Raw genomic sequence first — 13,076 nt, forward strand, 5'->3', positions numbered from 1 at the left:
AACACAGAAGCGCCCGGGCGGGCACTCCCCGCCTCGTGGTCGACAGGTGTGCGAAGCATGAACCAGTCCGTCCCCCCCAACGAAGTCGAGCCCCGGTCCCCCACACGAAGCGGGGATCCGGGGCTCGATGCCGTATAGCGGGGAACTAACCCTCGATGCCCAGCTTTTCAAGCACGATCTCGCGCACACGGCCGGCGTCGGCCTGTCCGCGGGTGGCCTTCATGACCGGACCCATGAGGGCGCCGATGGCCTGGAGCTTGCCGCCCTTGACCTTGGCAACGACATCCGGCATGGCTTCCATGGCGGCATCAACTGCAGCACCCAGCGCCGAATCGTCGTTCACCACGGCCAGCGAGCGCTTCTCGACGACCTCGGTCGGGGTACCCTCCCCGGCGACCACGAACTCGAGCACCTGGCGGGCGATCTTGTCGTTGATCTTCTTTCCCTCGATCAGAGAGTTCAGTTCGACGATGGTGGCCGGTTCGACGCCCAGATCCAGGATCTCGACATCGGCGTTCTTGGCCAGGCGGGCGATCTCGCCCATCCACCACTTGCGTGCCACCGCGGCGCTCGTGCCCGCGGCAATGGTTTCCTCGATCGCCTCGGTGACACCTGCGTTAACGACGTCGCGGAACTCGGCATCCGAGTAGCCCCAGTCGGCCTGCAGGCGCTTGCGGCGCTCGGCTGGCGGCTCGGGCAGGCGGGCGCGCAGCTCCTCGATCCACTCGGGAGTGGTGACGACCGGAACCAAGTCCGGCTCCGGGAAGTAGCGGTAGTCATCCGCGTCGGACTTCGGGCGGCCCGAGGTCGTCGTGCGGGTGTCCTCGTGCCAGTGGCGGGTTTCCTGCACGATGGCTGCACCGGAGTTCAGCACCGCTGCGTGGCGCTCGATCTCGAAGCGCACCGCGTGCTCCACGGCGCGCAACGAGTTCACGTTCTTGGTCTCGGTGCGGGTCCCGAACTTCTCGGCGCCCTTGGGCATCAGCGAGACGTTGGCGTCGCAACGCACGTTGCCGCGCTCCATCTTTGCGTCCGAGACATCCAGTGCCTTGACGATTTCGCGGATGGCAGCAACGTAGGCCTTGGCCAACTCGGGGGCGCGCTTGCCGGCGCCCTCGATGGTCTTGGTGACGATTTCGACCAGCGGCACGCCGGAGCGGTTGTAGTCGACCAGCGAGTAGTCGGCGCCCTGGATGCGGCCGGTGGCCCCGCCCATGTGAGTCAGCTTGCCGGCGTCCTCTTCCATGTGGGCGCGTTCGATTTCGACGCGGAAGACCTCACCGTCCTCAAGCTCGATGTCGATCCAGCCGTCGTAGGCGATCGGATCGTCGTACTGCGAGGTCTGGAAGTTCTTCGGGGTGTCCGGGTAAAAGTAGTTCTTCCGGGCGAATCCGCAGGTCTCGGCAATCTTGCAGTTCAGCGCCAGGCCGATCATGATCGCGTATTCCACCGCGGTCTTGTTGACCACCGGCAACACGCCGGGCAGGCCCAGGCAGACCGGGGTCACGTTGGTGTTGGGCGTATCGCCAAACACGTTCGGTGCCGAGGAGAACATCTTGGTCTTGGTGTTCAGCTCGACGTGGACCTCGAAGCCCAATACCGGGTCGTATTTTTCCAGTGCGACGTCGAAGTCGACCAGTTCATCGGTGTACGAAGCCATAGTTAGGCAACCCCTCCAGTGGTGGCGGCGGACAGCTCGGGGGCCTGGTCGATCAACCGGCCACCCCACTTGTCTTCCAGCAGTTTTTCAAGTGCCGCACCGGCACGGTAAAGGCGGGCGTCCTCGCGGGCCGGGGCCAGGAACTGGATCCCGACCGGCAGGCCCTCGGACAGGCCACCGGGAACGGTGATGCCCGGGATCCCGGCCATGTTCGCGGGGATGGTGGCAACGTCGTTGAGGTACATCGCCAGCGGGTCATCGGTCTTGGATCCCAGCTCGAAGGCGACGGTCGGGGACGTCGGGGAGATCAGCACGTCGGCCTGCGCGAACGCGGCGTCGAAGTCTCGCTGGATCAGCGTGCGGACCTTCTGCGCCGAACCGTAGTAGGCGTCGTAGTACCCGGCGCTCAGCGCGTAGGTGCCCAGGATGATGCGGCGCTTGACCTCGTCGCCGAAGCCGGCTGCGCGCGTGGCACCCATGACGCGTTCGATGGTCAGCGGACCCTCCGTGGGAAGCACGCGGGTGCCAAAGCGCACGCCGTCGAACTTCGCCAGGTTGGAAGAAACCTCCGAGGGCATGATCAGGTAGTAGGCACCCAGCGCGTACTTGAAGTTGGGGCAGGAGACCTCGACGATTTCCGCACCGGCGGCACGCAGGGCCTCGAGCGATTCGTCGAAGCGTGCCTGGACGCCGGCTTCGTAGCCTTCGCCCTGCAGTTCCTTGATGACGCCGACGCGCACGCCGGCCATGTCGCCGGAGGCGCCGAGCTCGGCGGCCTTAACGAGGGCCGGAACCGGCTCGTTCAGCGAAGTGGAGTCGGCCGGGTCGTGCCCGCCGATCAACTCGTGCAGGTACGCGGAGTCAAGCACGGTCCGGGTGACCGGGCCGATCTGGTCCAACGAGGAGGCCATGGCGATGGCGCCGTAGCGCGAGACCCCTCCGTAGGTCGGCTTCACGCCGACGGTGCCGGTGACGGCGCCCGGCTGGCGGATCGAGCCGCCGGTGTCGGTGCCCAGTGCCAGCGGTGCCTCGAAGGCGGCAACCGCCGCGGCCGAGCCGCCACCGGAACCGCCCGGGATGCGGTCCAGGTCCCACGGGTTGCGGGTCGGGCCATAGGCGGAGTGCTCGGTGGAGGAACCCATCGCGAACTCGTCCAGGTTGGTCTTGCCCAGCATCGGCAGCTTCGCGGCACGGACCTTCTGGATCACCGTGGCGTCGTAGGGGCTCATCCAGCCCTCGAGCATCTTCGAGGCGGCAGTGGTGGGCTGCCCCTTGGTGACAATGAGGTCCTTGATGGCGATCGGCACGCCGGCGAACGGGTGTAGCGCCTGCGCGTCTGCTCCGCCGGCGGCGCGGATGGCGTCCACCTCGGCGGCAACGGCCAGTGCTTCTTCCGTGTTCACGTGCAGGAACGCGTTGATTCCGCGGTCCCCGCCGTCAACTTCGGCAATGCGGTCCAGGTGCGCCTGCACGGCCTGTACGGAGGTGACTTCGCCGGCGCGCAGCTTGGCCGCCAGCTCGGTGGCGGAAAGATGGATGATCTCGTTCATGAATTACTCTCCATCCAAAATGGCCGGCACCTTGAAGCGGGTGTCGACGGAGTCCGGGGCGTTCATCAGCGCTTCCTCGGCGGTGAGCGTCGTTCCCACGACGTCCTCGCGGAACACGTTCGACAAGGCAATGGGGTGCGTGGTGGCCGGGATATCGGCAGAGGCGGCCTCCGAGACCGACGCGATTGAATCGACAATGACACCGAGTTCGCCGGTCATTTTGTCCAGCTCGGCATCGCTCATCTCGATGTGGGCCAGCTGCGCCAAATGCGCAACGTCCTCACGGCTGATGGCAGACATGTATCTCCCTAGGTGGGCGGATGGGTTTCCCCCCTAGTCTAGTACGCCCGACCCGCACCGAGGGCCCGCCGATTGCGGCCCGGGGCCGCCGGCAATATCCGCCGCCACGCCCGCCGCACTGCCGGTCCCGGCCCGGGCGCAGCCCCGGCCGCCGTGGGGGCCGGGGCTCCTTCAAGCTAGGGGAATTCGATGACCGCGCCGCGCACCACGGCGCCGGATTCGGTCCACGGCGAGCTGATCGACCCCGCGGCTCCGTCCGCGCCCGCGGCGCCGGCCACGGGTCGGCGGATCACCGTCGGGGCCGGATCCGCGGTGCGGCTCGCCGCGGCACGCTCCACCCCGACCAACGGCTCCAAGGTGTGGGAAATGTTCTGGTGCTGGGCCGCCACCTCACCGGCCAGCAGGGCGCGGATCTGCGCCTGCCACACCGGGTCACCCTCTGCATCGTAGATCCAGCGCTTGCCCAGCACCCCGTGGTCGCTGGTGCGCAGCAACGAGTCCTCGGCGCCCGGCAGCGCCGATCCGCGGTACGCCAGCGGCACATGGTAGGTCACCGGGGTTTCGGGCGCGCTGTCCACGACGATGATGAACTCCATTCCAACCTCGCCGGCCGGGTCGTCCAGGCGGAAGCCGCCGACGGTTTCCAACACCGGCTCGCGGGCGCCCTCGAACCACGGCTGCTTCGGCAGCCACGATCCGATGAGCTCGTGCTTGGTGGGGTCCATGGTAGTGGCAAATATCTCGCTCACGGTGCTCTCCTGCAGGATGTCGACGACGGGAAACGGCTTGCGCCCCTGGTCCGCGGAAGCGGCCCGGGCACTCCTCCCACAGCCTAGCCAACTGTCCGGCTTCGGGGACGGACCGGCCGTTCCACCGACGCGTCGGCGTCCCACCGGTTGGCCGGCAGCCCGCCTGCCCAAGCGCAAAGGGCACCGGCGGGGATTCCCAAGGGGCAGGAGTCCGTGGCCGCGTGCCCGGAGGCCGGGCCGGGGTCAGACAGCAGGGCCGGGGTCAGACAGCAGCGCCGGCGGCCAGCCGAGCACCGGCACTCCTCTAGGCGACAAGGGCTACAGTACGTAGGTGTAGACGACCAGCACGATCTCGGTGTTCGGGACGTACCAGTCGCGTTCGGAGGCATGCACGAAGCCGTCGGCCTCGTAGAGCGCGCGGGCCACAGCCCAGTGGCCGCCGGTGGTCAGCGAGACGGTGTGCACGTCCTCGATCTCGCGGGCACGGGCGATGACGGCGCCCAGCAGGACGCGCCCGGCACCCGAACGCTGCACGGCAGGATCCACCACCAGCATGCGGAATTCCAGCTCGCCGTCGAGGGCGATGTCCGCGTACTCGGTGCCCTCGCGCACCAGAGTGACTGACCCGATGACGACGCCGTCGCGTTCGGCGACGAGGATCTCGGAGACGGCATGGCGCGCGGCAACCTGCTGCACGAACTGCAGGTACTCGTGGTCAGGGGTCTCAAAGTGCCCGGCGTGCAGGTAGGAGTCCACGGTGATCCGCGCAATGTGCGGGTAGTCGGATTCGGTGGCCGGCCGTATCAACAGGGTGCTGGAAGGTGCGAGCGTTGCTGTAGTCATTGCCTCCAAGTGTGGCATCCCCGGGGCTCGGGGCTTCAGGGCGCAGAACACATGTAGCCAACCTCACTCCCCCGCCGGCCCACACGGCCACGTCGGCGGTCCCGCACTTGGACCCTGGCCGCTCGCTGTTGCCGGCACCATGCCGCCGGGCAAATGCAACCGCAATCGGTTTAGGGGTCGGACAAGGGATCGGACTACGCTGTCCCTTATGCCGTGGCACCGCCGCGGCAGCAACCGTTGGCCACCTTGGGGCCTTCCAACGGTCCGCGCCCGGGACCCGCCGTGGTTTCACCGGCCGCCCCCGGGCGTTGCCCCGCGACACCAGCAGGGCCTTCCTGCACCAGCGCAAAGGAACACACATGGAAGTACTGATCGCCACCACCGCCGAGGAAGCCGCCACGTTCGCCGCCGAGGCGGTGCTCGACGGACTTCGAAGCCGCAGAAGCGGGGACAACGTCCTGGGCGTTGCCACCGGTTCCACCCCGCTGGGTCTCTACGCGGAGCTGGCCAAGGCCGTCGAGCGCGGCGAGGCCGACTTCAGCACGACCACCGCCTTCGCGCTGGATGAATACGTCGGTCTGGAGGGCACCCACGAGCAGTCCTACCGCCAGACCCTGGTCACCGAGCTGTGCAACGTGGTCGGCCTGCCGGAATCCAGACTCAACACCCCCGACGGGTACGGCGATTCCGAGGCGCAGATCCGCGCACAGGCAGCAGCCTATGATGCTGCCATCATCGAGGCGGGCGTCGACGTGCAGATCCTGGGCATCGGCACCAACGGCCACATCGGCTTCAACGAACCGGGCTCTTCGCTGCGCAGCCGCACGCGCATCAAGCGCCTGTCAGCGCAGACCCGCGTGGACAACGCCCGCTTCTTCGACAGCCCGGACGCGGTCCCCACCCACTCCGTGACCCAGGGCCTGGGCACCATCCTCGAGGCCCGCCGCATGGTGCTGGTCGCCACCGGCAGCAAGAAGGCGGCCGCGATTGCCGCCGCCCTCGAGGGTCCGCTATCCGCCGCCTGCCCCGGCTCGGTCCTGCAGTTGCATCCGGACGCGGTGGTGGTGCTCGACGAGGCAGCCGCCGCCGGGCTGAAGAACCGCAGCTACTACGACGATTCGGCCGCCGGGCTGCAGTTCGGCATCTAGCCCGAAGCGGTTTCGTCCATTCTTTCCTCGCCCGGGGCCGACGACAAAGCCCGCGCCGCCGTGGTCCCTCCACGGCCGCGGCGGGCTTTTGCATCACTGCCGCTACTTCGCCGCGGGCGCTCCGGATGCCGGTTGATCGGCCGCAGGCACCTCACCCAAGGATGATTCGGCGGGCAACGCGTCGAAGTCCAGGTATCCGGCTGCCTGCCACCCCGGATTGGTCCGTGGGCGCAGCACCGGCAGCCCGGCCTCGGCGGCAATCAGGGCGCCTGCCGCCCAGTCGAATTCCTGGGTGCCGTACTCCGCGTAGGCATCGAGCGTGCCGTCGGCCACCAGGCACAAATCCAGCGCGGCCGATCCGATGCGGCGGACATTGGCGAAGCCCGGCATCAGCCCCAGCAGCGCTCCGACCTGGAACTGCCGACGGTCAGCGTCGTAGCCGAAGCCCGTGGCCAGCAGCCGGCCTGCCTCCTCCTTGTCGCCGCCCTGCAAGCGCTGCGCCCGGGTGGCGCTGCCCCCGCGTCGGGCATCGGACCCTGTCGCCAGCACCGAGTCGATGAGCCATGCCCCGTCCCCGGCGGCTGCGTAATACTCGACGCCCAGCGCCGGTGCGTTGATGGAGGCTGCAAGCCAGCCGTGGGTTCCCCCATCCATGGCGGCGCCATCGGCGGCCAGCGTGTTGCCCTCGGGCGTCGCGGTGGACGAGGGTGCGGAGGCGGCGGAGGCGGCGGCCTCGTCGAGCGGCCCGAACACCGCCACCGAGGTGCAGTAGTAGACGATGCCGCGCACGAAGTTGGCGGTGCCGTCCAGCGGGTCGATCGACCAGCGATAGCCGGAGGGCTCCGCCGGGACGGTGCGCCCGTACTCCTCGCCGGTGATCGCGTCGTTGGGGCGCGCCGCGGCAATCACGTCGCGCACCGCTATTTCGGCACGGCGGTCAAAGTCGGTGACCCAGTCCCCCGCGGCGCTCTTGGTGTCTGCAGCCACCTTGCCGCGGCCCCGTTCGGCCAACACCGCGGCGCCGGCCGCCGCAGCCTCGCGCGCCACGGCCAACAGCTCGCGGCCCAACGCCGCGGCCCTGTCCACGGGCGATTCGGCGGCACCCTGTGCCGATTGCAGGTGCTTCGGGTTCATGCTCATGTGCTGCTCCTTGGTGGCTTGGGGGGACCGTGCTTGATGGCCGTGGAACCGGTTGTTGCCGTCCGGGCGGCAAGGTTCCTTGCCGTGGTGAATGTCGGGACGCGCAGGGGAGCCGGGCGCCGGCTCCCCTGCGCGCCTAGGCCTCGGGGTTGGGGCGCCCCTGAACCGCGTCGGGCCCGCCGTCGAGCAGCAACTTGAAGCCCTCCTCGTCGAGCACCTGGATACCCAGCGCGAGCGCCTTGTCCAGCTTGGACCCGGCGGCCTCCCCGGCCACCACGTAGGCGGTGTTCTTGGAGACCGACCCGGCTGCCTTGCCGCCGCGGATGATGATCGCTTCCTTGGCCGCGTCGCGGCTGTAGGTCGGCAGCGAGCCGGTGACCACGATGCTCATCCCCTCCAGGTGCTTCACGATGGATGCGTCCTGCTCGTCCTCCATCAAGACCCCCGCCGCCTTCCAGGCCGCAATAATGTCCCGGTGCCAGTCCACGGAGAACCACTCGATCAGCGCGTCGGCGATGATCGTGCCGACTCCGTCGACCTCGGCCAGTGCCTCGCGGGCGCCCTCGGCCTCAAGCGCCTCGATGATCTTGTCCATCGACCCGTACCGGGTGGCCAGCGAGCGCGAGGCGGTGGGGCCCACGTGCCGGATGGACAGTCCAACCAGCACCCGCCACAGCGGCCTGGTCTTGGCCTTTTCCAGCTCGTCGAACAGCTTTTCGGTGGTCCGGGTTGGGCCCGAGGGCTTCTTGGCGGTGGCCTTGGAGTAGAAGTACGGAACCAACTGGAATTTCCCGGTGCCCGCGCCCTTGGAGCGGACCTCCCGCCACACCTGCACGTCGGCCAGGGTCTCGCGCAGCGCTGGATCCGGGTTGCCGGACGCCAGATCGAAGATCGCCGCCTCGTTGCGCAGCGGTCCCGGGCCGGCCGGGACGATGACCCCGCCGTTCTGTTCCGGGTCCTCGCCGGGTCCGATGGTCAGCGCCTGCGCGGCCTCGTAGCCCAGCGCCTCGATGTCAAAGGCGCCGCGCCCGCCCAGGTGGGCGACGCGCTCGGTGAGCTGCACCGGGCAGGACTCGGCGTTGGGGCAGCGGATGTCCACGTCCCCCTCCTTGGCCGGGGCCAGCGCCGTCCCGCAGGACGGGCAGTGCGTGGGCATCGTGAACTCGCGCAGCTCGTCCTCGCGGCCCTCGCGCAGGGCCAGCACCGGACCGACGACCTCCGGGATCACGTCACCGGCCTTGCGCAGGATCACGGTGTCCCCGATCAGCACGCCCTTGGCCTTGACCACGTCCTGGTTGTGCAGGGTGGCGAAACTGACCGTGGAACCGGCGACGAGCACCGGTTCCATCACCGCGTACGGGGTCACCCGGCCGGTGCGGCCCACCTGCACCCGGATGTCCAAAAGCCTGGTGTTGACCTCCTCCGGCGGGTATTTGTACGCCACCGCCCAGCGCGGGACCCGGGAGGTGAAACCGAGGTTGCGCTGGATCTCGAAGGCGTCGGTCTTCACCACGATCCCGTCGATCTCGTGGAGCAGGTCGTGGCGGTGTTCGCCGTTCTGGGCGATGAACCCCAGAACCTCCTCAAGGGTGTCGACCACGCGCGAGTACGGGGAAACCGGCAGGCCCCAGGAAGCCATGAGCGCGTAGGTCTCGGACTGGGTGGCGGCGGCCAGCCCGGTCCGCACTCCCAGGCCGTGCACGAACATCTGCAGCGGACGCTTCGCGGTCTCCGCCGGGTCCTTCTGCCGGATGGATCCGGCCGCGGCATTGCGCGGGTTGGCCAGCGGTGCCTTGCCGGCTTCAATGAGCGCCGCGTTGTAGGCGGCGAAGTCGGCCGAGGGGATGAAGATCTCCCCGCGCACCTCGACCTCCTCCGGCCAGTTCTCCCCTTCCAGCTGCGTGGGGATCGACTTGATGGTCAGCACGTTGTGCGTGACGTCCTCCCCGGTGGTGCCGTCGCCGCGGGTGGCGGCGCGCACCAGCTTGCCGTCGCGGTAGAGCAGGTTCACCGCCAGGCCGTCGATCTTGACCTCGCAGAGCCACTTGAGCTCGTGCGCGGAGGCGCGCAGTGCCGCATTCGCCTGGGTCTTTTCGCCCCAGGCGATGACTTCCTCCAGGGAGAAGACGTCCTCGAGGGAGTACATTCGCGAGAGGTGGACGACGGGGGCAAAGGCCGCGGAGACCTCGCCGCCGACCTCCTGGGTGGGCGAGTCGTTGGCGACGATCTCCGGGTGCTCCGCCTCCAGGCGCTGCAGCCGGGAGTAGAGCGCGTCGAACTCGGCGTCGGAGATCAGCGGGGCGTCCTCGTTGTAGTACGCAGCCCGGTGCTTGCGCACCTCGTCAACGAGCTGCTCGTATTCGGTGCGCAGCGACTCGCCGGGGACGACAGCCTCGGCCTCAAGGGCCTGCGCCATGGCCTCGGAGTCCTCGGGTGCGCGGGCGGCAACGGGCTGGCTGGTTTCTGGCTGCGGGGTCGGCTCTTGGGGCATCACCCCTCCATTTTGCCCCAGAACAGCCCCGAGTTGGTGTCCGGGCACGGTGCGCGTGTGGCGCGTCGGTCCGGCGGTGCGCCCGCCTACGCGCCGGGGCCCTCGATATCGATGATGACCACCGAGATGTTGTCCCGCCCGCCGCTGGCCAGGGCCGCGTCGATGAGCCTGCCCACTGCCTCGGTGCGGTCGGGGGTCCGGGCGAGGATCTCCTCCATGGCCGCGTGCTCGACCTCGCCGGTGAGCCCGTCGGTGCACAGCAGGTAGCGGTCCCCGGGGCGCGGCAGGTGGAACTGGGTGTCCGGCACGGAGTTTCCGCCGGCCCCCAGCGCCCGGGTGATCAGGTTGCGCTGCGGGTGGATGCGCGCCTCGGCCTCGGAGATGATGCCGCCGTCGATGAGTTCCTGGACCGCCGAGTGGTCGCGGGTCAGCTGGGTCAGCACGCCGTCGCGCAATCGATAGCCGCGCGAGTCGCCCACGTTCAGCAGCATCAGCCGCACGTGGTCCCCGGTCATCCCGCCGGGCACGCCGCCGTCGGCGCCGGGGATCGGGGTGACCTTGGCCGAGGTCCCGGCGATCGTCATCGCCGCGGAACCCTTAGGTGCCGCGGGCACCGCGCCGGCCTTCGCGCGCGGTAGCACATCGGTGGTGGGTTCGGGATCGGCCCGGTGGCCGGCCCCCGGGTCGGCGTCGCCGGATTCCAGGGTGCTGCCCAGGTAGCGCGCTTCCCCCACCGCGGGCAGCGGCAGGCGCGGTGCATGGGCCGAGGGTGGCACGGCGGGCAATTGCGCGGTGACCGGCGGGCCCGCTGGCTCCCCCGGCCATGCCCCGCCATCCTCCTCGACGCGGACCAGGGCCAGCGCGCACAGGGTGGTGCCGCCGCGGGCGCCGGTGGCCTTGCGGATGCGGGCATCGGCGGCGGTGACCACGGCCAGGACGTCCCGGGCGCGGGGCAAATCGTGCGGGATTTCCCCGGTGCCGCCGGATCCGGCGGCGATTTCGTTCAGCGTCTCGATGCCCAGGCGGGAGGCCAGGTCGCCGGCCTCGTGCCCGCCCATGCCGTCGGCCACGGCAAATACGGTTCCGGCTTCCAGCACGCTGTCCTCGTTGACGGCGCGGCGCAGCCCGATGTCTGTTGCCGCAGCGGCACGCACCTGCCCGAATCCGAAGTCCATCTAGTCCAGCACCAGTCCCGATCCGGTGCCCGGGGCCAGCCGCACCGGGGTCAGGTCCCCGAAGCCGCGGATGGCGGTGACTTCCTGGGGCTCAAGCACGAACCTGTCGTCCCCGGCCAGGGTGGAGGCGGTGAGCTCGTCGGTGAGGACGGTGCCGGGCTCGGCCAGCGAGGTCAGCCGGGCGGCCAGATTGACCGTCGGCCCGTAGATGTCGCCCAGCCGGGAGAGGACGCGGCCCCAGACCACGGCAACGCGCGTGTTGGGCAGCAGCTCGTCGGCGGCGAACTCCTTGGACATTGCCAGGGAGATCTGCGCGCCGGCCTGCGGCGTCTCGGCCACGAAGAGCACCTCGTCGCCGATGGTCTTGACCAGCCGGCCGCCGCCGATGGAGATGATCTCCGCGCACTTGGATTCGAAGCGCTGCACCAGCTGGGCCAGCGTGCGCTCGTTCATCCGGCGCGAGAGCGAGGTGTAGGAGACCAGGTCGGCGAAGCCGACGGCGCGTGCCAGCGGCAGCGGGGCGTCGTCCTCGGAGCCGTCGCGGCCCTCGGCGGAGGCCGCCAGTCCTGTCTCGGCACGCAGCACCAGCCGGTGCACGGCCGCGTTCAGCTGCCGGCGCCAGGAGTAGACCAGCAGGTCCTCAAGCGGCTCGATGATTTCCGGCAGCAGGCTCACCAGGTTGCGGCGGGCCTCTGGATCGCTCATCTTCTGGTTCTGCACCATGTCCTCGACCAGCGCCTCGACCTGCCAGACCACCATGCGGTCTGTCATCTGGCCGACGGACCTGGTCAGCGAGATCGCCGTTTCCTCGGTCAGGACTCCCTCCCGGACCATCTCAAGAATGGATTTGAGCGCGTCCTGGTCGACGGTGGTGAAGAAGACTTCTTCGTCGCCCAGGTTCGGGAAGCCCAGGGCGCGCCAGATCTTGCGGGCGGAAAGCAGCGAGACGCCTGCCCCTGCGGCCATTTCGCGCCGGCGCATGGTGCGATCGGCACCGAGCAGCCTGCGCTCAAGGTCGCGGACCGCTTCGCGGGCGGGCCCGGGTGTGATCCGACCGACCTGCTCGGGTCGTTTCATGGCCTCGACCAGGTCCCCGAGGGGGTCGGCGAGCGCCGGTGCCAGCTCCACTGCCGGCGCGGGCTCCGGATGCAGCGCGCCGTTGGCCTCGGGTGCCGGTGCGTCCGTGACATCGGAGGGGTGGCGTTGGGCCTGTGCACGTGCCGCGTCGCGGGCAGCGGTGGGCGCGACGGGTTGGGTTCCCGTCGCCGGCGACCGCTCACTCATGCTCAGTCCATTCTCTTTGTTGCTGCTCTGGGTGGTGCGATTCGTTCATTGCCCTCGTTGGCGGATCCCCGGCAACGCGTTCTTCCATGTTTACACCATCAACCCGTGGGAAGTTCGGCAGGGCAGTGATGGCCCCGATGCAGTAGTTGCGCATGCGGGCCACGGCCGGGACGTGCGGGATGTTGAAGCGTTGCTCGGCCAATACGACGGACAGCGTCCCGGGGGCGTTCTCCGGCGCGTTGGGCCTTACCACCGCAACAATATCGTGGATTGCGTACAACCCGATGGAATGTTGCCCGGCGGCCCGGCGTCCGCGCTTGGTGACGATGCGTTCGCTGGTCAGGTAGGTGTAGGTATTGGCCCAGCGGATCCAGGGCCGCAGGCACCAGATGACCAACAGGGCGCCGGACACCACGGCCAGCAACGCCGCCAGCAACGGCCGTCCCTCTTGGACCCATGGGGGCAGGTCGTTGCGAAGCAGCAGGCCCAGCAGGTAGCAGGCACCCGCCAGCAGGAGCAGGAAGCGGAGGAACGGGCCACGCAGCACGCGCCGGTGCGCGCGGGTCTTGACGATGACCCGCTCGCGTTTCTCCAATGTCAACTTCACGTCCCGGCTCCTTCAACCCACACACCGGTTGTGCGCGCCGGTCTTGCTCCTTCAATGGTAGAGCCAGTGCACCCACGCTTTGGGTGGGCAGCCGCAAATCGTTGCGTGATCTGCCCTGCACGGTCCCCG

At 69.1% G+C, this 13,076-nt stretch carries 11 protein-coding genes; 1 reads left to right on the plus strand and 10 read right to left on the minus strand.

All coding sequences use genetic code 11. The annotated features are described in order from the left end of the window. Positions 1-145 precede the first annotated feature (145 nt). From gatB to OIU93_RS00980, 5 genes are all read right to left on the minus strand, one after another. Positions 146-1,660: an Asp-tRNA(Asn)/Glu-tRNA(Gln) amidotransferase subunit GatB gene (gatB, locus tag OIU93_RS00960; protein WP_264268184.1), complete on the minus strand. Its 1,515-nt coding sequence runs from the start codon at positions 1,658-1,660 to the stop codon at positions 146-148. 2 nt (positions 1,661-1,662) lie between these two features. Further along, entirely contained in the window at positions 1,663-3,210 is a 1,548-nt protein-coding gene (gene gatA, locus OIU93_RS00965; protein WP_264268185.1) for an Asp-tRNA(Asn)/Glu-tRNA(Gln) amidotransferase subunit GatA, read from the minus strand. Between the two features lie 3 nt (positions 3,211-3,213). Continuing rightward, entirely contained in the window at positions 3,214-3,510 is a 297-nt protein-coding gene (gene gatC / locus OIU93_RS00970; protein WP_217389748.1) for an Asp-tRNA(Asn)/Glu-tRNA(Gln) amidotransferase subunit GatC, read from the minus strand. 176 nt (positions 3,511-3,686) lie between these two features. Further along, complete coding sequence (locus tag OIU93_RS00975; RefSeq protein ID WP_264268186.1) at positions 3,687-4,259, minus strand: hypothetical protein; 573 nt, start codon at positions 4,257-4,259, stop codon at positions 3,687-3,689. A 318-nt stretch (positions 4,260-4,577) separates the two neighbouring features. Continuing rightward, positions 4,578-5,102, minus strand: a complete 525-nt coding sequence (locus OIU93_RS00980) for a GNAT family N-acetyltransferase (RefSeq protein ID WP_264268187.1) — start codon at positions 5,100-5,102, stop codon at positions 4,578-4,580. A 359-nt stretch (positions 5,103-5,461) separates the two neighbouring features. Here OIU93_RS00980 and OIU93_RS00985 point away from each other — a divergent pair, with 359 nt between their 5' ends. Further along, complete coding sequence (locus OIU93_RS00985; protein ID WP_264268188.1) at positions 5,462-6,250, plus strand: glucosamine-6-phosphate deaminase; 789 nt, start codon at positions 5,462-5,464, stop codon at positions 6,248-6,250. 102 nt (positions 6,251-6,352) lie between these two features. Here OIU93_RS00985 and OIU93_RS00990 read toward each other — a convergent pair whose 3' ends face one another. The 5 genes from OIU93_RS00990 to OIU93_RS01010 all read right to left on the minus strand — a co-directional run bounded on the left by OIU93_RS00990 (position 6,353) and on the right by OIU93_RS01010 (position 12,947). Then, a complete protein-coding gene (locus OIU93_RS00990) occupies positions 6,353-7,390 on the minus strand; it encodes an inositol monophosphatase family protein (RefSeq protein WP_264268189.1) in 1,038 nt (345 codons plus the stop codon). Positions 7,391-7,526: 136 nt separating this feature from the next. Continuing rightward, positions 7,527-9,881 (minus strand): NAD-dependent DNA ligase LigA, encoded by a 2,355-nt coding sequence (gene ligA, locus OIU93_RS00995; RefSeq protein WP_372342840.1) that lies wholly within the window; start codon positions 9,879-9,881, stop codon positions 7,527-7,529. An 86-nt stretch (positions 9,882-9,967) separates the two neighbouring features. Next, positions 9,968-11,056 (minus strand): PP2C family serine/threonine-protein phosphatase, encoded by a 1,089-nt coding sequence (locus tag OIU93_RS01000; RefSeq protein ID WP_264268190.1) that lies wholly within the window; start codon positions 11,054-11,056, stop codon positions 9,968-9,970. Then, positions 11,057-12,340, minus strand: a complete 1,284-nt coding sequence (locus OIU93_RS01005) for an adenylate/guanylate cyclase domain-containing protein (RefSeq protein WP_372342841.1) — start codon at positions 12,338-12,340, stop codon at positions 11,057-11,059. Continuing rightward, on the minus strand, positions 12,333-12,947 hold the full coding sequence (locus OIU93_RS01010) for a hypothetical protein (protein ID WP_264268191.1): 615 nt from the start codon (positions 12,945-12,947) through the stop codon (positions 12,333-12,335). Before OIU93_RS01010 ends, OIU93_RS01005 begins: the two co-directional genes overlap by 8 nt. Positions 12,948-13,076: the final 129 nt, after the last annotated feature.

The organism is Paeniglutamicibacter sp. ZC-3, assembly GCF_025847175.2.
GTDB lineage: Bacteria > Actinomycetota > Actinomycetes > Actinomycetales > Micrococcaceae > Paeniglutamicibacter > Paeniglutamicibacter sulfureus.

Coding starts and splice junctions, on each gene's coding strand:
- gatA (WP_264268185.1), bottom strand. CDS start 3,210: ATGAACGAGATCATCCATCTTTCCGCCACCGAGCTGGCGGCCAAGCTG.
- ligA (WP_372342840.1), bottom strand. CDS start 9,881: ATGCCCCAAGAGCCGACCCCGCAGCCAGAAACCAGCCAGCCCGTTGCC.
- OIU93_RS01005 (WP_372342841.1), bottom strand. CDS start 12,340: ATGAGTGAGCGGTCGCCGGCGACGGGAACCCAACCCGTCGCGCCCACC.
- gatC (WP_217389748.1), bottom strand. CDS start 3,510: ATGTCTGCCATCAGCCGTGAGGACGTTGCGCATTTGGCGCAGCTGGCC.
- OIU93_RS00980 (WP_264268187.1), bottom strand. CDS start 5,102: ATGACTACAGCAACGCTCGCACCTTCCAGCACCCTGTTGATACGGCCG.
- OIU93_RS00985 (WP_264268188.1), top strand. CDS start 5,462: ATGGAAGTACTGATCGCCACCACCGCCGAGGAAGCCGCCACGTTCGCC.
- OIU93_RS00990 (WP_264268189.1), bottom strand. CDS start 7,390: ATGAGCATGAACCCGAAGCACCTGCAATCGGCACAGGGTGCCGCCGAA.
- OIU93_RS01000 (WP_264268190.1), bottom strand. CDS start 11,056: ATGGACTTCGGATTCGGGCAGGTGCGTGCCGCTGCGGCAACAGACATC.
- gatB (WP_264268184.1), bottom strand. CDS start 1,660: ATGGCTTCGTACACCGATGAACTGGTCGACTTCGACGTCGCACTGGAA.